The organism is Candidatus Aramenus sp. CH1 (assembly GCA_022678445.1).
In the GTDB taxonomy this organism is placed as follows: Archaea; Thermoproteota; Thermoprotei_A; order Sulfolobales; family Sulfolobaceae; genus Aramenus.
This window is the reverse complement of the sequence record JALBWU010000007.1, coordinates 140,843-160,985: the sequence shown is the minus strand read 5'-3', so window position 1 is coordinate 160,985 and position 20,143 is coordinate 140,843. Positions and strand designations below refer to the sequence as shown.

The window sequence follows — 20,143 nt, the reverse complement described above, 5'->3', positions numbered from 1 at the left end:
CTATACCCTATTTAGGAAATTATAAAATATCTTTTGACCTTCAGAAGTCCCTATGCTCTCTGGGTGGAACTGCACTCCGTATATCTTGAACTCCTCGTGGTGGAGGGCCATTATCTCGTCGTCCTCCTTTGATCTAGCGTCGAGTATTAACGGCGATGACACGTTATCGACCACAAGGCTGTGGTACCTAGTGGCTTTGAACTCCCTCGGCAGGCCTTGAAATATTGGCACGGACTGGTTCAGGAGCACGATGTTGCTGAGCTTGCCGTGGAAGACCTTCTTTGCCCTCCTTATCTTCGCACCAAACGCGTAGCCTATGGCTTGGTGACCAAGGCATATTCCAAGGATAGGGATCCTCTTACCCAGCTTTCTTATTACGTCTATAACTATGCCTATGTCCTCCTTCTTGTCGGGGGATCCGGGCCCGGGGGAGATTATTATCCTGTCTGGGTTTATCCTCTCCACTCCGCTCAGCGTGATTTCGTCATTCCTTACCACGATTGGGTAAGTGCCCAGCTCCGCCACTGACTGGGCAATGTTGTAGACGAAGCTATCGTAGTTGTCAATTATCAGAGTTATGTCCACCTTTCTCACCCAAGGAAACTAGTAATGCCTTCATCTTGTGCTCAGTCTCGTAGTACTCCATCTCCGGCGCGGAATCGTACACTATGCCTGCACCTGCCTGTACCCTTATTAAGTCGTCGTTGACAAACGCGGTCCTTATGGCGATGGCGAACTCAGCGGAGCTTTGGGAGACGATACCAACGGCCCCCGCGTAAGGCCCCCTCTTAAACGGCTCTATCTCCTCGATAATGTTCATTGCCATTGGCTTCGGGGCCCCACTAACTGTCCCTGCAGGGAACGTGGCCTTAAGGACGTCCACTGGGGTCAAGTTCTTCCTTAACGTCCCCACAACCTTGCTAACTATGTGTTGGACGTGGCTGTACTTCTCCACGTACATAAACTCGGGAACTTTAACCGTCCCTGGCACACACACCTTTCCCAAGTCGTTCCTTGCTAGGTCAACTAGCATAAGGTGCTCTGCCCTCTCCTTCTCCGACGCAAGTAGCTCCTGTTCTAGGGCCAGATCCTCTTCTCTGGTCGACCCCCTAGGCCTGGTGCCAGCTATTGGGTAACTTTCCGCTATTCCCCTATTCACCGAGAAGAGTAGCTCGGGGCTCGATCCGATCACCTTCCTCTTTCCAAACTTAAGGTAAAACATGTAAGGAGACGGGTTCACTTTCCTCAAATTGTAGTAAAACCTCATTAGGTCACCCTTGTAGGAGAAACGATAAAACCTAGAGAGGACCACTTGAAATGCGTACCCTGCCCTTATGTATTCCAGGACTCTCTTAACCCCTTCTTCGAACTCGCCCTTTTTCATCGACTCGTCGTACCTCTCTACCTTTAGTTCTCCTATCTCTCCGCAGTTGTAGTACTTTATATCGCCGTCGAGGTAAACTTTACCCGCCTGGTGGTCGTAAACTATGAGGTTTTCCGGCAAGAAGAACTCTGCGTAGGGCCACTTCTCAGCGGGAAGCTTCAGATCCCTTACTCTTTCCCATTGCCTTACTGCGTCATAGGAAACGTAACCTACCATGTTGCCGAGGAACTTGAACTCGGGGTCTTGCTGTGGTAGGGCGCCCAGCAATTTGTCCTCCAGCGAGTCCCCTTCGTCTACCTTAACGTACCTCTTTGTCCCCCATCCAATAATGCTGTACCTCGACAGGTTTGAGGGACCGTTGACGCTTTCCAAGAGGGCAACGTAGTCCTCTGAGCCTTCTATACACTTAAAAACCTCGTACGGTTGGGCAAAAGACGTTATTGGGTGGACTTCCATTTCGCAACACCTATGATTTTCTTGACCTTGTTAAGGTCTTTCTTGCCTGGATAAGCTTCAACCCCGCTTGATACGTCTATCCACCCCGGGTTTAGGTCAACGAACTGCTTGACGTTCTCCTCGTTGATTCCCCCAGCTAGCCCAAGGTCTGGGTAGTCCCTCAAGACCCCCTTAGCGTACTCCAAGTTTAGCCTCTCACCCTTCCTGGGCGAGTCCAGCAGGACTAGATCAGAGTGCATAAACGCCTTGCCCACGTACTTATAATATTCTGCGCTTCCAGGGACGTAAAGTATGAACTTTCTATTATACGTGGTTAGCTCCTCGAGTTCGCCGTCGGAGAGAACCCTGTGTATTTGAATGAAGTCAGCTCCCCCACTTTCTTTCACGATTGTCCCTATTGAACCCTTAACCTTGACTGCGACAATGGGCTTGTCGGAGACCTTCTTGCTGAAGGAGACGAACTCGGGTTTAGCGAACCTAGGGCTAACGTTGTCTATCACAACGCCTAGGAAGTCGACGTCCATCTTGGAAACGCTTACCGCGTCGAGTAGGGTGGATATACCGCAGATTTTAACCTTCACTTATACCCGCCTCTGCCATTAGGGCCTTGAGCTTAGACACGTCTCCATTCCCTTCGACTATCTCGTACAGTTTACGGCTCGCCGTGTCCACAAGCTGGGCGGAGAGCTCAAAGCCGTCACGTAAGTCCTTAGTCACCCCGGAGGCGTAAAGGGCGAACGCTGTGTTAATCCTGATGAACTCCCTTACTTCCTTGTCCTTACCGTAGAGGGCCCTCAAAGACCTTATGGCGGAGTCCTTGCTGTCCTTTACTGTAAGCTTCTCAATTGGTATCTTCTCCCTCAAAAACTCGGAGTAGTCAACCACGTAACTCTCCACCTTGTTTCCCTTTACTTCGTAGACGTACGTTTTACCACATGGGCTAACCTCGTCAAGCCAGGGTTCACCGTGAACCAGTAGCATCCTATCGTAACCCAACTTGACTCCTGCTAGGGCCATCCTTTCCATAAACGAGGGAGAGAAGACCCCGGTCATTTGCCTCTTTACGCCTGCTGGGTTAGTAAGGGGGCCCAACACGTTGAATATTGTCCTTATCCCCAAGGTTCTTCTGACGTTTGCCACGTTCTTCATAGCTGGGTGGTACAATTGCGCAAAAAGGAAGACGAAGTTGTGCCTCTTTAACAGCTTTTCTGCAGATTCAGGAGGGACAGCAATGTTGTATCCAAATGCCTCTAACACGTCCGCGCTACCGCTCTTGCTACTAGCCGCCCTGTTGCCGTGTTTTGCTACAGGGTAAACTTGACTTACAACTATCGCTGATACGGTACTCACGTTAACTGTCCCCAGTCCGTCCCCCCCAGTACCCGCTGTGTCTAGGGCGTTTAGAGGACCTACCTTAAGTGCGTGGGCCTTCATTGAGCTGGCAAACCCCACTATCTCGTCCACGGTCTCGCCCTTGGTCTTCAAGGAGGCTAGGAAGGCGGACGTCACTATCTCGTTGATGTTTCCCTCGAACATCAGGTCCGCGAGTTCCCTAGCCTCGTCCTCTGTAAGATCTTTCCTCTCAGTCACCTTAATCAGGAGATCCCTAAAACTCATCCAACACCCCCCTAAAGTACTTGACTAGGGAGATGGCCGACTTTACTCCCCTCTTCTCCACTTCCTCTATGTACGCAGTCCCTATCGCAATTCCGTCTGCCCCAGCCCTCAATGCCTTTCTCATGTCTTCGACGTCAGACAAGCCAAACCCCACCACAAGCTTGTTCTCCACAAGTGTCCTTACCCTAGTTATCAAGGAGTCTACGCTCACGGGTATTGGGACACCCGTGGTAGGCCTCACGCCGTAGTACAGGAAAAGGTCGGAGTTCTTGGAGAGGTCGTGGATCATTGTGTCCGGAACTGAGGGCGAGGTGAAGATCACAGCCTTTAACCCGTGATCCCTTATTGCCTTCACGTACTTCTCGTACTCATCTGTAAAGTCTATTATCAAGTCGGGGAAAAGCACCCCGTTAACTCCTACCTCCCTAAGCTTGGACAGAAACTCGTCCAGTTTTCCCAGCCAGTCTTCCAAGTAAGTTAACACGATCGCTGGAACGTTGCTTCTCTTCCTCGTCTCCTTTAGCAGTTCCCAGGTCTCGCCTTCGCTAAGGTTAACAGCCTTATAGCTCTTCCTAATGACGGGACCGTCGTACTTGGCAAACTTTGGCTTTATGCCCACCTCTAGGACGTCGCTTCCCTGCGAAATAGCTCCGTCAATGAACTCCAAGTAGCCCTCCACGTTTGGGTAACCCAACGTCATATAGGAGACTAGCATCTTTCTCATTTCAAAGACCTTTTCATCATTGACTCGTAGTTTGGCAGGTCGAGTAACCCGTGACCGCTTAAGTTGAACACTATGACCCTCTTTTCGTTGGCTCTCTTAGCCTCCAATGCCTCGTCTATGACAGCCTTTATGGCGTGAGCCGATTCTGGGGCAGGTACTATACCTTGTGCCCTCATAAACAGCTTTGCCGCCTCAAAGATCTCTGGCTCGCTGTATTCCCTCCACTCCACTACTTTTTCCTTTATCAACAAGCTCAGAGACGGTGCTGCACCGTGATACCTAAGTCCTCCAGCGTAAATTGGCGGAGGCACGTAGTCCTTGCCGAGGGTTATCATCTTAACTTGAGGTAATAGACCCGCGGTGTCCGGGAAATCGTAAACGTAATCTCCCTTGCTGAATTTGGGGATCTCGTAAGATCCTACTGCTATGAACTTCTTGCCCTTCTTAGCACCGTAGAACGGAAATGCAAATCCACCAAAGTTACTCCCCCCTCCAACGCATCCTATTAGCACGTCTGGGTCTTCGCCTAGCTCGTCCAATTGCCTTATGGCCTCGAGTCCGATTACGCTTTGATGGAGGATCGCCACGTCCAACACGCTTCCCACTAGGTACTTTATCTCGTTCTTTAATGCAAACTCTATTGCCTCGCTCATTGCTATACCCAGAGAGCCTGGGTGATCCTTGTTCTCTGCTAAGATCTTTCTTCCAAACTCCGTTAAGTTTGTAGGACTGGCGTAGACGTCAGCTCCGTAAAGTTGCATTATGGTCCTCCTTTGGGGCTTCTGTTCGTAGCTGACCCTAACCATGAAGACAGTGGCGTTCATGTCGAACATCCTTGCGGACAGCGCTACTGCAGTTCCCCACTGGCCCGCTCCCGTCTCCGTAACTACGTGGTTCACCCCTTCCTCTTTAGCGAAGTACGCTTGAGGCAACGCTGTGTTTATCTTGTGAGAGCCAGTCGGCGTCGCCCCCTCGAACTTAAAGTATATCTTAGCGGGGGTTCCCAGCATTTCCTCAAGCCTCTTTGCCCTCAACAGCGGTGTTGGCCTTCCTATGTTAAGGTAAGCGTTTCTCACGTCCTCGGGGATCTTTATGAACCTCTCGACTGTGAACTGTTGCCTTAGCACCTCCTTTGGCATTATCTTCCTCAGGAGGTCTATCCTGGAGAACTCGGCTTCCGGTGGATCCCTAGGTGGAGGTAAAGGCTTAGGGAGGTCTGGTATTACGTTATACCAATACTTCGGTAAGATTTCCTCTCTTTCTACCATTGGTACAACAAGAACACCAAGAAGTTAATAAAAGTTCGGATATATAAGAATTTCAGTACGTCTCAAAGGACTCGAAGTCTCCCCTGTAGTCCTCAAAGCGATAATCTACTTTCTCTACCTTCGACAGTGGGGGACCCCTCTTGACGACCTCGAGGAGCTTGTTTAACGCTTCCTCGTAACCCTCCGCTACCACCTCCACAGTACCGTCTGGAAGGTTCTTAGCGTACCCCCTTATCCCCAGCCTCGCGGCGTTAATTTGAACGTAACGCCTAAACCCTACTCCCTGCACTAGACCGTAAACCCTTATGTACATTCTCCTCAACATACACATCGCCTCAGTGTCGCTCCACTTCTTCACTGGTCCGGGTTTTCCCTTTCATCACAAACATATTTTAACTCTTTGTCATGCTTAAAAATTATGATCAGGATAGCAATAGCAGGACTAGGAAACTGCGCCTCCATGTTAATCCAAGGTATAGAGTACTACAAGCAGAGGGGAAGGAACTTCACTGAGGGACTAATTACACCGTTTGTGGGAAACTACTCCATCACTGACATAGAGGTTGTAGCGGCATTTGACGTTTCCAAGAACAAGGTGGGGAAGGACGTGGCAGAGGCCATATTTGAGAAGCCCAACATAACCCCCAGGATCGTTGAAATGAAAAAGCTGGGAGTAAAAGTGAGTAAGGGGCCAGTACTAGACGGCGTCGCACCTCACATGTTTAACGTGTTTAACCCTGAGGTTGACGGAAAAATAGAGGACGTGGTAAGGGAACTGAAGGACTCCAAGGCTGAAATCCTCGTCAACATGTTACCTGTAGGTAGTGAGAACGCAACAAGAGCCTACGCCAGGGCTGCCTTAGAAGCTAACGTGGCCTTCGTCAACGCCATACCGGTCTTCATAGCCAGCGACCCCACTGGAAAGTTCCCTAAGATGTTTAAGGCTAAGAACATTCCGTTAGCTGGGGACGATGTAAAGGGACAGATAGGGGCCACGATCTTCCACAGGGCCATAACATCGCTCTTTAGGCTAAGGGGAGTAAAGGTGGAGGAGACCTACCAGTTAAACGTTGGAGGGAACACCGACTTCTTGAACATGAAGACCGAGGAGAGGCTTTACTCTAAGAGGATAAGCAAGACAAAAGCGGTAACTAGCACGTTGGACAACGCAGTGGAGATAGAGAGCGAGGGAAAAATAAGGATAGGCCCCAGCGACTACGTTCCTTTCCTCGGCAACACTAAAGTTGCTTACATTTACGTTAAGGGCTCGGGTTTCGCTGGCATACCCATTAAGGTTGAGGCAAGCCTCGAGGTAGACGATAAGTCCAACTGCGCTGCCGTATTAGTAGACGTAATAAGGGCGGTGAAGATCGCGTTAGACAGGAAAGTTGGCGGGCCCTTGGACAAGGTATCTGCGTTCTACTTTAAGCACCCGCCAGTACAGGCTAAGGACGATGACGAGGCATACAGGTGGTTTAAGGAGTTCGTTATGTGAGATTTGCGAGGAGAAGGAGAGCATCAGAGAGTGCAGACTGTGTAAGAGGAGGGTATGCGAAGACGACTTCGTCCCAATTAAAGGGATTTGTAAGATCTGCGAGATGAGCCTATGCGAGCTGTGCGGAGAAAGGTTGTCACTAGGGTATTGCGAAAGCTGTGGAAGGCTCGTTTGCCAAGAGTGTACTTCTTTTTACGACGGAAGTAGAAGGATATGTAAGGAGTGCGCGAAAAATTTACTTTCTTCTCAAGCCTTGAAGCATTAGTTTCTGCTCTATGCTAGCTACCAACCTTCTAGTGCTGACCACGGCGTCCGGATTGACGCTCACGCTATCTATCCCTTCCTTGACCAGGAACTCGGTAACCTCTGGGTAAACGCTGGGGGCTTGCCCGCATATGGAGACAGTCCTCCCGTACTTGTGAGCTACTCTTATCAACTTTCTCATGGACCTCAGCACGGCTGGGTCCCTTTCATCGTAGTATCCAGTCCTGGCTAAGATCTCCGAGTCCCTGTCAACGCCAAGAGTTAATTGGGCTAGGTCGTTACTTCCTATGCTAAAACCGTCCACAAGCCTGGAGAACTCATCAGCCAGCATAATAACTGATGGTACTTCAGCCATCACCCAGACCTTAAAGTTCTTGCCTCTCTCTAGTCCCTCGTCCTTCATTATTTTCATTGCCTTCCTAAGTTCCGTCAGCGTTCTCACGAACGGGAACATTACCCAGACGTTGTTTAACCCCATCTCCTCCCTTACCTTCTTTATTGCCCTCACCTCTAGCCTGAATGCTGGTTCGTACTGTGGGCTAATGTACCTCGAGACGCCCCTCCATCCCAACATTGGGTTCCTCTCCTCCGGTTCGAATTCTTCCCCTCCTATGAGCCCCTTGTATTCGTTGGTCTTAAAGTCCGAGAACCTAACCACCACTGGCCTAGGATAGATTGCGCTAGCTACCCTAGCTACTCCCTCGGCCAGCTTGTTCACGAACTCCTCCGGTTTTCCTATTTTGATGAGGTACAGCGGGTGGTATCTTATCCACTCGCTCACTATGAACTCTATCCTCATGAGGCCTATTCCGTCAAACGGGAGGTCCACGTACTTCTCTATTACGTCTGGTTGGCCAAGGTTCATATAAATCTTCGTACCAGTTATTGGGTAAAGACTGAGGAGGATGTCCCTGCTCAGACCTTGGGCAGTTACTGGCTTCTCCTCTACCTTTTCAGTTACTATCCTGCCTTCGTAGACCACTCCTCTGGTGGCGTCTACCGTGATATCCTGCCCGTCCTTGATGAGCTTGGTTCCCTCCTTAGTGCCAACCACCGCTGGTATCCCAAGTTCCCTAGAGACTATCGCTGCGTGACTGGTTATTCCTCCCTCATCTGTGACTATCGCTGATGCAATCTTCATGATTGGAACCCAGTCTGGATCCGTCATCTTTGTGACCAGTATGTCGCCCTTCTGGAAGTCCTTAGTATCCTTAACGTCTAGTATGACCCTCGCCCTCCCGCTCGCTATACCGGGGCTTGCAGCGAGTCCCTTGATGAGAACCTTCCTCTCGGGAACCTCTACCTTCTTCTCCTCTTGCTGGGCTTTAGCCTTAGAGCTCCAGAAAGTCTCTACCCTCGCCTGCACTACGAACACGTTATCCGGGAACTTCATGTCGGCGTCAATTGCCCACTCTATATCCATTGGCCTGCCGTAGTGCTCCTCTATTTTCAAAGCCAACTTAGCCAGCTCTATGGCTTCCTCGTCGGTCAAGCTAATCTTGTCCGCCTCTTCGCCTTTTAGCTCTGCCTCAACGTTTTTCTTCTGAACCCTATCATAGTAGATCTTAAGGGTCTTATGGGATGCCCTCTTTTCCACGATCCTTAGAGTGGACTTCTCTATCACTATCTCATCAGGAGTTACCTTCCCTCCCACTACAGCTTCTCCTAAACCCCACGAGGACTCTATTACTACGAAGTTCCTGTCCCCGTTGGCTGGGTGTAAGGTGAACATGACGCCTGCTGATCTGGAGTTCACCATCTTTTGTACGACGACGGCTATTCCAACCTTTTCCACGTCTATTCCCTTTGCCCTCCTATACTCTATGGCCCTAGCGTTGAAAAGGCTGGCCCAGACCATTTTTACGTTGTTGAGGAGCTCTGGCCTAGTAACGTTCAAGTAGGTGTCCTGCTGGCCCGCAAAACTGGCGTTTTCTAAGTCCTCTGCCGTAGCTGAGGACCTCACTGCGACCAAGATCTCCGTCCCGACCCTTTTGGCTAGTTCATCGTAGGCAGAGAATATAGCTTGCTCGAGGTCCTCTGGGATCTTTGACTTTAAGATAAGCTCCTTTATCCTCTTGCTAGCCTCTTCTACGTCCTTTTCCTGGTCTAAAATTTCCTTTATCTTCGTGTTAAGATTGTTATACGAAATAAAGTAGTAATAAGCCTTGGAGGTAATTATAAACCCTGGAGGAACCCTTATACCAAAGCTCACCAGTTCGCCTAAATTCGCCCCCTTTCCTCCTGCTATATCTATCATGTCCTTTCTAAGCTTAGAAATGTCGAGAATGTAACCACCGCTTACTACCTCCTCGACAATAACCCTCCACCATTAATAATCTCTAGCTTATGGCTTAAAAGTTTGCTTAGAATGTAAAAGTGAACAAAAAATAGATTATATAGAGAAAATTTGTGAAAATGGTTATTTTTGAGAAGCGTTGCTCTTTTGCGTACTGGTCACGAAGGAAGGCAACTCTGGGAAGTTCTCCTTCATCCTCTGTTCCGCTATTGCAGAGGCCTCCTCCAGTATCTTCCTAGCCTCTGGGCTAGCCGGTGCCTGTTCTAGGTTAGCACCAGTGAAGTCTCCTGCCTCTATTACGACCTCCTGCAAGCCCTCTTCCACGTCAGCTAGCTCCAAGCTTAGCTCCGGCATCATGCCGCGTATGGAGTTCCTCAGCTCCTTTACCACTCCGACTACGGGTATCAAGTTTGTGAACACGTCTCCAAGCTCCGTCACAGTCTCAAGCCTGAGCTCCACTTGTTCCAACGCTATCTGGGTCGCTATTAACTGCTTCGTGACCTTCCTGATCTCGGCGATTTCGTTGGCGTACATTGCAGCCCTTGCAGTGTCCTTAGACATCTTGGCGTCTACTACTCTCTCGAAGAGGACCCTGTCCCTTTCCTGCATCTTGGATATGTATACCTCTAGCCTACTAATCGTGGACTTGAGCTTATAGTGGGCCATCACGAGCTTGTACCTTAGAGGCTGTTTTGAGGTGAAAGCGCCCTTTAGTTTCTCCCCTAGACTGGGTTCCTGTTTTCCGTTCCAACCCTTAACGAACTCTTCTACCTTGTTAGCCATACGGGTCTAATTATTACCTTGTATGGTAGTATGATTTAATACGGGAATCCCATAATATACACGCGAGAAAGGGCATCATGTCCAGGAGGTTCACAGCTAAATTACTTGGAGGAAAGCTTATATTGGAAAACATCTCAGGTAAGAACCTCTTTGTAAGGGAAGTTTTAGTTAAGTACAAGGTAACAGTAGTGACGCCACAGGGAGACGTGGGAGTTAGGACAATAACCGACGAGGTTAAGGTAGACGGGGAGCTCAAGAAAGACGGGAAAATGGAGTTACCGTTGACAACTAACGACGTCGTCGAGGTCTCCGTCATCTTTAAAGACGGCGACATTACCTTAAGGGAGGATATTTCGCTCTGATCTTTTCCCAAATTGGCGTAATCCTCTTTACCACCTCTTCGTCGCTCTTAACCTCCTCTGGCCACTCCCTTCCAAGCTCTTCCTTGAACTTCCTAGTTGCGTCGATTCCCACTTTGCTCCCTAGAGGGGGATGTGGAGTAGTGTGGTCTAGGGAGTCTGTGAGGACGTTCGGGATCACTAAGACGTCCCTTGCTGGATCTACGGTTGAGGCTATAGTGTAGAGCACTTGGTTCAAATCGTGCACGTTGACGTCGGAATCAACTACTATGACCACCTTGAGTAAGCTCAACTGCCCGGTTCCCCATATTGACATCATGGCCCTCTTCCCCTGTCCCGGGTAGCTCTTCCTGATGGAGAAGATGCCAATGCCCGTAAACAGACCATACTCTGGCAAGTTCATGTCCACTAGCTCGGGAATAATCACCTTAAGGAATGGTAAGAACAGCCTCTCCACCGCCTTCCCTATCCACGCGTCCTCCAGTGGAGGCTTACCCACTGAAGTGGCGTGAAAGACGGGCGACTTCCTGACGTAGCTCCTCTCCAGCTTAAACACGGGATAGTAGTCCTGCGGAGTGTAGTAGCCCAAGTGGTCCCCGAAAGGTCCCTCTAACCTCACGTCGTTTAAGTCAACGTAACCCTCGAAGACAGACTCTGCATGGGAGGGAACTAGGATACCGTTACTAAGTTCGTGGACGTCCACGCCCTCTCCCCTCAGTATGCCAGCAAAGAGGTACTTGTCAAGCCCCGGAGGTACTGGAGACGAGGCAGTAAACGCTATTACTGGATCCACTCCGTTGACTATGGCCACGGGTATCTTGGTCACGCCCCTTTCCTTGTACTTTGAGGCAGTCAAAGAGCCCCTCTTGAACGCCTGCCAGTGCACTATGGCCTCCCTTTCGTTGAGCACTTGGACTCTGTAGACGCTTAGGTTGTTGACGCCGGAGGGATCCTTAGTTATAACTATGGAAAAGGTAAAGTACCTCCCAGCGTCCTTTGGCCAAGTTTTGAGCGCAGGAACGTCGGTAAGGCCAATTGGGTTCTCCTCGAACTTAGGACTGCTTGACTTTGGCATGAACTTGCCCATCCTCAACGCGTTGCCCAATGACTTGACCTTGTCAAGCAGGGTTACGGGAAGCTCGCCCAAGATGGAGAGGAACGACTGAGATATCCCCTCGAGATCCCTTGTACCAAATACGTCGTACACGCTTTCCATTGAGCCAAACACGTTTGTGAGGACTTTCCACCCCTCGTAGTTCTTCACCCTCTCAAAGAGCAGTGGGGGTAAGTTGGCGTAAGTAGCTCTTCTGCTCACCTCCGCTATCTCTAAAACCGGGTCGACCTCGTCTTCAATGTGTATAATTTTGCCTCTTTCATCCATGAATTTTATATAATCTCTTAGATCCTTGAAAGTCATATTATAAACTAGAATAATACAAAAAGCTTATATTTTTATGGAAATGAGCATTTGCTGACGGTGAATAAAGGTTGGAAACAGCCTAGAAGGCTCTATGAGGTGTTTGGGCTGTGGCTATGAGTCCCCCCTTGATCAAAGGATTATAACTTGTCCCAAATGTGGGGGAATACTGGAAATAAACGTAAAGCTCAAGTCCTTCTCCTTCTCCAACTTAAGAGGGAGGGGGGTCTGGAGGTATAGGGAAGCTATTCCCGGAAAATATGACAAAGTTATAACGCTGAACGAGGGAGGTACTCCTCTAATAAAGTCAAGGGAAAGGGGAGAAGTTTACTACAAGTTCGAGGGAGCCAACCCCACGGGAAGCTTTAAGGACAGGGGCATGACTGTTGCCATCAGCTCAGCCGTTAACACGAACCACAAGGTAGTAGTAGCTGCCTCAACTGGCAACACTGCTGCCTCTGCCGCTGCTTACGCAGCGAGGGCAGGGCTAAAGATTTTCCTCCTCTTGCCCAAAGGCAAGGTTGCCCTAGGCAAACTCGCCCAGTCAGTACTTTACGGTGCCACAATAATAGAGGTAAACGGAAGCTTCGACGTTGCCATGAGCTCTGTAATGAAGATCTATAGAGAACTTGGCATAGTGTACCCCTTAAACTCGTTTAACCCGTGGAGGCTTGAAGGGCAGAAGACCATTGCCTACGAGATAGTGGAAGACATGGGTGTTCCAGACGCAGTAGTAGTTCCAGTTGGCAACGCTGGGAACATATACGCCATATGGAAGGGCTTCATGGAGCTCATGGAGGCTGGAGTCATAGATAGGGTTCCCAGGATGATAGGCGTTCAAGCTGAGGGGGCTTCCCCAATCGCCAACGCGATCATTAAGGGGCTTGACAAGCCAGAGTTCGTGGAAAACCCCGAGACCATAGCCACTGCCATAAGGATAGGTAAGCCGGTTAACTGGATGAAGGCGATGAAGGCAATCAAGGAGTCTAAGGGTTACGCAATAACTGTCTCTGACAACGAGATAATGGAGGCGCAAAAGGAGTTGGCCAGAAATGAGGGAGTTGGAGCTGAACCAGCGTCAGCCTCGTCCTTGGCCGGGTACGATAAGCTATTGAGGGAGGGGATTCTAGACAAGAGAGACAAGGTGGCGTTAATTTTAACCGGTCACGCTCTAAAGGATCCCGACGCAATGCTAAGGCAAGACAAGAGGATAGTCTCCCTCAATCCGGAGGAGATTGAGAGGGTCATATTAGGTGAGGTAAGTGCCAGTCGTTAAAATAGGCGGTTCTATACAGAAGGACGAAAGGGACTTCTCGCTGATCGTGGAGAAAATAAGGAGTTACGCTAAAGGAAAGACCATAGTGGTCACCTCAGCCCTAAAGGGAGTAACCAACCAGCTGATCTCAGCCACAGAGAACAGGGACAAGGCAGTAGACATAGTCAGCGACATTTACGACAAGCACGTCAAACTCCTTTCTAAGGTCACTGAAGGGTCCGCGTTTGAACAAGCCTTCAGGGAGATATCCAAGCTCGCCGACGAACTCTTTAAAATAGCGTGGTCAATAAGGGTACTCGACGAGATGACGCCGAGGGTTAGGGACTACATCCTGTCCTTCGGCGAGAGGATGGCCACAATAGTCCTTAACGCGTCCCTCAATTCCTCTAGGATAGAGTCAATCGCGTACCCCGAGCCTCCACTTGTCACGGACAACAACTTTGGGGACGCTAAGGTCATAGAGAAGCTCTCCGCGTTAGAGGTAAAGAAAATCTTGGACTTAAATGCCAACGTAGTCGTTGTTCCAGGGTTTATAGGGAAGACCGAGAACAACAGGTATACTACGTTGGGGCGAGGAGGTAGCGACTACACTGCAACTGTTCTTGGGAAGTTGACGGGCATAGAAGAGGTAAGGCTAATCACGGAAGTGCCCGGCATAATGACCGGAGACCCCAAGAAGTTCCCAAACGCTGTGACCATAAAGAGGCTGTCGTTGGAGGAGGCAATAGAGCTCTCGCAGATGGGGGCTAAAAGGCTCCACCCGAGGACCTTCGAGCCCCTGTTGAACAGCAACGTTCAAGTTATAATTGAGGGCCTCTACGACGAGGGTTACACAGTCGTGCAGGGGGAATGCAGCAACGATAAGGGAATAAAGGGCATAGCGGTGGTGGACGAGCTAAAACTCGTTACTGTAGAGAGCACGGACATAGTGGGAAAGGTTGGATCTGCAGCCAAGGTAATGAAAGAAGCAAAGGACTCTGGAGTAAACATCGTGTCCATCTCACAGCCTGCTTCAGAGACTACGATACAGCTAGTTGTAAACTCGCAGTACGCTGAACTGCTCTCCAAGAGGCTAACGGAGTTGCCTGAGGTGGAAAGAGTGGAGCTCGAAGACGTGGACGCGGTTAACGTAGTTGGTTGCGGTCTCAAGTTCAAGGAAGTATACAGGGAGGTCCTCAGGGAGGCGTCCAACTACAACGTGATCTCCGTATCCAGGGGGCTCAACAACGTGAGCGTTACATTTATAGTGAAAAAAGACGACTCTTTAAACCTAGCTAAAGATTTACACGAGGTTGTGCTAAAATGGACAAGATAAGGGTCTCGTTACTTGGCTCTACCGGAATGGTAGGGCAAAAGATGGTAAAGCTTTTGGCACCTCACCCATTTCTTGAGCTAACTAAGGTCAGCGCTTCGCCCTCAAAAATAGGTAGAAAATACCAAGAGGCGGTAAAGTGGGTTGAAGGAGGGGAGATCCCAGAGAGCATAAGGGATCTAAGGATTGTGTCCACCAATCCAGAAGACCACAAGGACGTAGACGTGGTGCTCTCGGCCCTTCCCAACGAGTTAGCAGAGGACGTAGAGCTAAAGCTGGTCAGGGAGGGGAAGGTCGTAGTGTCCAACGCTAGCCCATTTAGGATGGATCCAGAAGTGCCCCTTATCAACCCAGAGATAAACTGGGAACACTTGGAGCTACTAAAGACCCAGAGGTCGAAGAGGGGTTGGAAGGGGTTGCTAGTCAAGAACCCCAACTGCACCGCCTCGATCTTGTCGATTCCCTTCAAGCCTATCTTAAAGAGCTTGAACATGGGCAAGGTCATAATTACCACGCTTCAGGCAGTAAGCGGTGCTGGTTACAACGGGCTCTCCTTTATGTCCATAGAGAACAACGTCATACCTTACATTAAGGGAGAGGAGGAGAAGATACCAAAGGAGATGAACAAAATGCTGGGTAGCCTAAAGGAGGACTCAATAGTCCCAGCCGGCATAGACGCCACTATCACCTCGACTAGGGTACCTACGAAGGTGGGCCACATGGGCGTGGTCAACGTGATAACTGAAGAGGGAAAAGTGGAGGAGATAAAGAAGGCTTTGAGTTCCTTCAAGTCGTTACCCCAAGAAAGGGGTCTACCAACTGCCCCAGCCAAGCCCATCGTCCTCCACGAGCAGGAGGACAGGCCACAGCCAGAGATTGACCTAAAGACCGGAAACGGGATGGAAGTCCACGTAGGGCGGTTCAAGTTTGAGAACGGCGTCCTGAGGTTCGTCGTGCTGGGAGACAACCTAGTTAGGGGGGCAGCAGGAATAACCATACTCACTGTAGAGCTAATGAGAGAGCTAGGGTACATATGAGGGTAGATCTCCACGTTCATACCTTTTTCAGCGACGGAAAAGAGTCCCCCGAGACTATAGTGGAGTACGCCAGGAAGAAGGGCATATACCTAGCCATTACCGACCACGACACCTCTAGAGGAATAGAGAGGGTAAAGGGAAAGGTTATTCCTGGCCAGGAGGTCACTACCCGGTTTGGACACGTGGTGATCCTGTGTAGCTTTCCCCCTTCTCCTCCGAGGGAAATTGGGGAGCTAGTTGATTACGCCAAGGAAAACTCATGCTTCGTCTTCCCATCTCACCCTTTCGATCTATTTAGAAAGGGAATAGGGGATCACTTGTACGAGTACAAGTTCAACGCAATAGAGGTCTTTAACTCAAAGGCACCCAGCTGGGCCAACGCAAAGGCAAAGGAGGCCTCAGAACGCCTACATCTCCTCGGGCTAGCAAACAGCGACTCCCACGTAAAGGAGGCAATAGGCTCTGCATACAACCAAGTGGAAGTGGAGGGATTCGATGTGGACGAAGTCCTTGAGGCCTTGAGAAGTAGGAGGTCTAAGCCCATAGGGATAGGGCTCAGCGTAAAGGCTAAAATAATGATCGCGGAATGGTATATACAGAGGAAGCTGTTTGAGAAAAATACCCGCAGAGCTGTGCGTGAGGTGTAAGGGGAAAAAGCTCCTCTGTGGGTTGAGCTCCTGCCCCATTCTAGAGAGGTTTAGGGCAGTAGTAAATACTACGCTTAGAATAGACCTCGAGTCAAAAAGGCTTGACGGCGCAACTCCCCCCAGCGTCGTCGTAGGAGAGAAGGGCTATCCCACTGTTTCCCTGTCCTTTAACCTCCCGCCTGGGGTCTTTGGAGACGAGGCGAAGGAGTACGAGAATCCACGGGAGTGGTGGGGAAGAAAGTCCATAAACGAGATAATATCATACCGCGCGTCCCTTGTCTCTAACGTAATAAAGGCTAAAGTAAAGGACGTGTGGGAGCTTTACGACAAGGAGATAGCCTTAACTGCTATTTCTCATACGCCGGTGGGATCAGAGAGCTTGATAGAGGGAAATGTAGAGGCAAAGTTGCGCTTTGACGGCTACGTGATGCCAAGAGGCCCCTCAGTACTGGCCAAGGACGTCAAAGTAGTTGACAACCCCAAGCTGTCGAAAGCATTCGATAGGCTCATCTTCGACGACGTGAACGCCCAGGAGGCTGTGAGGGAACTCTACTCCTCTGGGGAAGAGGTGTACAAGATAATCAACGCTATGTCCCTAGGTCTCTTAGGCAGGAAGAAGAACAGGAGGCTGGTCCCCACTAGGTGGGCAATTACCGCCGTGGACTCCGCAATAGGGAAGCAACTCCTAGAGGAGGTAAGGGGGTATGAGTCTGTAGACAAAGTTGAGGTATACTATCAAAAGTACTTGGGCAACTACTTCCACGTCATCCTTTACCCCTCAGCATATAACGTGACGTGGATGGAGATATGGCACCCCTTGAGCCTCTGGTCCAGCGAGCTCGTGGTCTCAGACTTAAGGGAGAACTTCTGGGGGGAGTACGACTTCATGGACGGGGGGTACATTGCTGCAAGGACCTCAGTCCTGAAGTACCTAAGCAAGATGAGGAGGAGCGCAGGGGTGATCATTATCAGGGAGATAACTCCCGAGTACTTCGCCCCACTTGGAAACTGGCACATTAGGGAAACGGTAAGGAAGGCCATGGAGAACAAGGTCTCTACTTTCGACACAGTCGAGGAGGCGATAAAGTTCGTCCAGTCCAGGATAAGGGGAAAAGTTAACTTGACGGAGGTAAAGTCCATCCGCTCTGTGCTGGCCCAAAAGACCATAGACTCCTTCTTCAAATGAGCAAGGAGAACACCGCCATTGACGTGTAGAGCCTGTTCTCAGCTTGATCCCACACAGCACTCCGCTTGCCGTCTATTACGCTTGCCTCCACCTCTTCTCCCCTCACAGCGGGTAGGCAGTGCATGAATATTCCCCCAGAGGCAGTGTACCTCATTAGGTCTTCCGTCACCTTGTAGTCCTTTAGTATCTCCTTCTTCTGCTGGGCCACGTTTTCCTGACCCATGCTCACCCACACGTCAGTGTATACCACGTAACTTCCCCTAACAGCCTCGTAGGGATCCTCGTAGAACTCTATGTTTGCACCAGACCTTTCCGCCTCCTCTTCTATCCTTTTCCATATGTCTGGCCTAGGCCTCAGCCCAGGCGGTGACGCGACCCTCAGCTCTAGGCCCATCTTTGAGGCGAAGGCCATTAAGCTGACCAGCACGTTGTCGCTCCCGTCGCCTACAAAGGCTATAGCCTTGTACCCGCCGAACTTCTCCCTAACTGTCATGTAGTCAGCTAGGGCTTGAAGGGGGTGGGAGAGGTCACTCAGGAGGTTTATGGTGGGGACGCCTGAGAAACTTGCCAACTTTACAAGGCTATCGTGGGAGAGGACCCTCGCCCCTATGCCGTTCACCATTCTGCCCAGAACCCTGGCGGTGTCCTCCACCGGCTCGCCCCTGCTCCACTGTATCTCCGACTTGTTTAGCACTATCACGTAACCACCCAGTAAATTGACAGCCAGTTCCGTGCTGACCCTAGTCCTAGTGCTCGGCTTCTCGAAGATAAGGGCAACCCTCTTACCTTGTAATGGCTTAGGAACGGAATTGGAGTACACAAAGTGCTTCATTAAAAAGGAGGCGTCCATTATCTTCTCTATCTCCTCCTTCTCTAGGTCAAGTAGGCATAACAGATTTTTACCTTTGAGCATAAACCTTCATGGAATTAGGGATTAATATGGATATCCTAGAGATCGCAGAGGAGGCCGTGAAGGCTAGGCAGGGGAACAAGCCAAAGTACGATGAGGCCCACGTGGTAATGGCCTTGGAGATAATAATGCAGGAACAGCCCATAGGGAGGATGAGCATAATGAAGAGGTTAGACCTCTCTGAGGCGCCCACAAAGACGCTAGTGAAGAGGTTGAGGGAGCTAAACGTTATCAAGGTTGACAAAGTGGGCGGGGCAGAGCTCACCGAACTGGGTAAAAAGGCGGTAGAGGAGTGGAAAAGGGCAGTTTCGATCCACTCGGCTAGGTTAAACTCGATCAACTGGGACACCATGGAGATCGTGATTAGTGGGGGCGTGAAGATCCTAGAAAGGATGGGGATCATAAACCTCAGGGACGCCATAATCAAGAACGGCGCCGAGTCTACGCTGATCGCTGTTGTCACAGACAAGGGCATAGAACTCCCTCCTAAGACCGACGAACTTTCCATGGGAAACCTCTTACAGGAAATAAGGGAAAGCTGTCCCACTTGTGTCCCAGAGGATCTAATAGTCTTCGTTACCCCTCAGAACAAGTACATCGCATATAAGGTTGCTGTGAACTTGGTAAAATATGAAGGTCGGGTTTCTAGTTAACCCTTACGCGGGATCAGGCGGGAGGATCGGGAGGAAGGGCAGTGACGACCTCAGGGTTGAGAACCCGGAGGTGCCTTTTAGGGTAAAGAGGTTCCTCAACCTCGCCCTCAGGGTTAAGTACTTTGTCCCAAGAGGGAAGATGGGGGAAGTCTACTTCAGAGGAACAGACTTCGATTACGAGGTCATTGACGCCGGCAGGGACAACTCGACTAGGGAAGACACGATAGCTAGCGTGAAGATCCTTCAGGACGTAGTAGACGTAATAACTTTCGTGGGAGGAGATGGGACAGCTAGAGACGTAGCGGGAGCACTAACTAGGAACCTGCCCATTCTCGGAATACCAGCAGGGGTAAAGATGCACAGCGGGGTCTTTGCTACAACTCCAGAAGCCGCAGCAAGGATCCTACGCGATTACGTCCAGGGGAACGCGAGGGTGGTCAAAGCTGAAGTCTTGGACGTGGACGAGGAGGAGTACAGAAGGGGGAACTTCGTGGTCAAACTCTTCTTCGTAGTTAGCACAATATCCTCAGGGAATCTGTTAACCCCGAGCAAGGAGGAGTACTCCTCTTCCGACACCGACGACATTTCGGAGTTTGTAATAGACATGATAAAGGATAACGTATATTACGCTATGGGGCCAGGAAAAACTGTAAAAAGTATTGAGGAAAGGCTAGGTTACTTTACTAATTTCCTATCTACTGACTTATTCCTAGGCAAGAAGCTGGTCAAGGCCGGGGTCAGCTACTTTGACTTGATTGGTTTAACCGGGGAGTTAAAGGTGATCCTGTCGCCTATCGGTGGTCAAGGGTTCTTGATAGGTAGAGGGAACCAAGAGATAGGCCCTGAAGTACTAAAGAGAGTGGGGAAGAAAGGAATCATAGTTGTATCTTCAAGGGAAAAGCTGAGGAGCATAGACTGCTTGAGGATTGACACTGGGGACCCGGAGGTGGACAGACTCCTCCAGGGGGTTTACAACGTGATCGTAGGCTACAATGAGTTTATGCCAGTGAAAACGTGCAGTAATACATGAGAGAAATATTACTTCGCTAACACACAAGC

The 20,143-nt window shown here is 50.1% G+C and carries 20 protein-coding genes; 9 read left to right on the top strand and 11 right to left on the bottom strand.

Features of this window, described 5'->3' with window-relative positions; translation table 11 throughout:
* Genes MPF33_06865 through MPF33_06835 form a run of 7 tightly spaced genes read right to left on the bottom strand, consistent with a single transcriptional unit; the run spans position 1 to position 5,774 of the window.
* Complete coding sequence (locus MPF33_06865; protein MCI2414949.1) at positions 1-585, bottom strand: aminodeoxychorismate/anthranilate synthase component II; 585 nt, start codon at positions 583-585, stop codon at positions 1-3.
* On the bottom strand, positions 563-1,840 hold the full coding sequence (locus MPF33_06860; GenBank protein ID MCI2414948.1) for an anthranilate synthase component I: 1,278 nt from the start codon (positions 1,838-1,840) through the stop codon (positions 563-565). The genes MPF33_06865 and MPF33_06860 overlap by 23 nt, the downstream gene beginning before the upstream one ends.
* Positions 1,822-2,421 carry a phosphoribosylanthranilate isomerase gene (locus tag MPF33_06855; protein ID MCI2414947.1) on the bottom strand — a complete coding sequence of 200 codons (600 nt, stop codon included), beginning with the start codon at positions 2,419-2,421 and terminating at the stop codon, positions 1,822-1,824. Before MPF33_06855 ends, MPF33_06860 begins: the two co-directional genes overlap by 19 nt.
* Positions 2,411-3,457 (bottom strand): anthranilate phosphoribosyltransferase, encoded by a 1,047-nt coding sequence (trpD, locus tag MPF33_06850; protein MCI2414946.1) that lies wholly within the window; start codon positions 3,455-3,457, stop codon positions 2,411-2,413. Before trpD ends, MPF33_06855 begins: the two co-directional genes overlap by 11 nt.
* Entirely contained in the window at positions 3,447-4,181 is a 735-nt protein-coding gene (gene trpA / locus MPF33_06845; protein MCI2414945.1) for a tryptophan synthase subunit alpha, read from the bottom strand. Before trpA ends, trpD begins: the two co-directional genes overlap by 11 nt.
* Positions 4,178-5,449: a TrpB-like pyridoxal phosphate-dependent enzyme gene (locus MPF33_06840; GenBank protein MCI2414944.1), complete on the bottom strand. Its 1,272-nt coding sequence runs from the start codon at positions 5,447-5,449 to the stop codon at positions 4,178-4,180. Before MPF33_06840 ends, trpA begins: the two co-directional genes overlap by 4 nt.
* 52 nt (positions 5,450-5,501) lie before the next feature.
* Complete coding sequence (locus tag MPF33_06835) at positions 5,502-5,774, bottom strand: acylphosphatase (protein MCI2414943.1); 273 nt, start codon at positions 5,772-5,774, stop codon at positions 5,502-5,504.
* Between the two features lie 93 nt (positions 5,775-5,867).
* Here MPF33_06835 and MPF33_06830 point away from each other — a divergent pair, with 93 nt between their 5' ends.
* Positions 5,868-6,944 carry an inositol-3-phosphate synthase gene (locus MPF33_06830; GenBank protein ID MCI2414942.1) on the top strand — a complete coding sequence of 359 codons (1,077 nt, stop codon included), beginning with the start codon at positions 5,868-5,870 and terminating at the stop codon, positions 6,942-6,944.
* A gap of 235 nt (positions 6,945-7,179) precedes the next feature.
* Here MPF33_06830 and ppsA read toward each other — a convergent pair whose 3' ends face one another.
* Together ppsA and MPF33_06820 are read right to left on the bottom strand one after the other, a co-directional pair.
* Positions 7,180-9,465, bottom strand: a complete 2,286-nt coding sequence (gene ppsA / locus MPF33_06825) for a pyruvate, water dikinase (protein MCI2414941.1) — start codon at positions 9,463-9,465, stop codon at positions 7,180-7,182.
* A 162-nt stretch (positions 9,466-9,627) separates the two neighbouring features.
* Positions 9,628-10,287, bottom strand: coding sequence for a Snf7 family protein (locus MPF33_06820; protein ID MCI2414940.1), 660 nt, complete (start codon positions 10,285-10,287; stop codon positions 9,628-9,630).
* A 77-nt stretch (positions 10,288-10,364) separates the two neighbouring features.
* Here MPF33_06820 and MPF33_06815 point away from each other — a divergent pair, with 77 nt between their 5' ends.
* A complete protein-coding gene (locus tag MPF33_06815) occupies positions 10,365-10,649 on the top strand; it encodes a hypothetical protein (protein MCI2414939.1) in 285 nt (94 codons plus the stop codon).
* Here MPF33_06815 and MPF33_06810 read toward each other — a convergent pair.
* Complete coding sequence (locus MPF33_06810) at positions 10,621-12,063, bottom strand: UbiD family decarboxylase (GenBank protein MCI2414938.1); 1,443 nt, start codon at positions 12,061-12,063, stop codon at positions 10,621-10,623. The two genes, MPF33_06815 and MPF33_06810, sit on opposite strands and share 29 nt — an antisense overlap.
* A gap of 94 nt (positions 12,064-12,157) precedes the next feature.
* On the opposite strand from MPF33_06810, the gene thrC reads away from it, so the two are divergent.
* Genes thrC through MPF33_06785 form a run of 5 tightly spaced genes read left to right on the top strand, consistent with a single transcriptional unit; the run spans position 12,158 to position 17,521 of the window.
* Positions 12,158-13,339 carry a threonine synthase gene (gene thrC / locus MPF33_06805; GenBank protein ID MCI2414937.1) on the top strand — a complete coding sequence of 394 codons (1,182 nt, stop codon included), beginning with the start codon at positions 12,158-12,160 and terminating at the stop codon, positions 13,337-13,339.
* The gene (locus tag MPF33_06800) at positions 13,326-14,654 is read left to right on the top strand and encodes an aspartate kinase (GenBank protein MCI2414936.1); all 1,329 of its coding nucleotides are present in this window, start codon (positions 13,326-13,328) and stop codon (positions 14,652-14,654) included. The genes thrC and MPF33_06800 overlap by 14 nt, the downstream gene beginning before the upstream one ends.
* The gene (asd, locus tag MPF33_06795) at positions 14,642-15,688 is read left to right on the top strand and encodes an aspartate-semialdehyde dehydrogenase (protein MCI2414935.1); all 1,047 of its coding nucleotides are present in this window, start codon (positions 14,642-14,644) and stop codon (positions 15,686-15,688) included. The genes MPF33_06800 and asd overlap by 13 nt, the downstream gene beginning before the upstream one ends.
* Positions 15,685-16,335: a PHP domain-containing protein gene (locus MPF33_06790; protein ID MCI2414934.1), complete on the top strand. Its 651-nt coding sequence runs from the start codon at positions 15,685-15,687 to the stop codon at positions 16,333-16,335. Before asd ends, MPF33_06790 begins: the two co-directional genes overlap by 4 nt.
* Entirely contained in the window at positions 16,298-17,521 is a 1,224-nt protein-coding gene (locus MPF33_06785) for an Nre family DNA repair protein (GenBank protein ID MCI2414933.1), read from the top strand. The genes MPF33_06790 and MPF33_06785 overlap by 38 nt, the downstream gene beginning before the upstream one ends.
* On the opposite strand, the gene argF is transcribed toward MPF33_06785, so the two are convergent.
* Complete coding sequence (argF, locus tag MPF33_06780) at positions 17,514-18,434, bottom strand: ornithine carbamoyltransferase (protein MCI2414932.1); 921 nt, start codon at positions 18,432-18,434, stop codon at positions 17,514-17,516. The two genes, MPF33_06785 and argF, sit on opposite strands and share 8 nt — an antisense overlap.
* A 26-nt stretch (positions 18,435-18,460) precedes the next feature.
* On the opposite strand from argF, the gene MPF33_06775 reads away from it, so the two are divergent.
* Both MPF33_06775 and MPF33_06770 read left to right on the top strand, forming a co-directional pair.
* On the top strand, positions 18,461-19,084 hold the full coding sequence (locus tag MPF33_06775) for a winged helix-turn-helix domain-containing protein (protein MCI2414931.1): 624 nt from the start codon (positions 18,461-18,463) through the stop codon (positions 19,082-19,084).
* Positions 19,062-20,114, top strand: a complete 1,053-nt coding sequence (locus MPF33_06770) for an ATP-NAD kinase family protein (protein MCI2414930.1) — start codon at positions 19,062-19,064, stop codon at positions 20,112-20,114. The genes MPF33_06775 and MPF33_06770 overlap by 23 nt, the downstream gene beginning before the upstream one ends.
* The last annotated feature ends 29 nt before the right edge of the window (positions 20,115-20,143 follow it).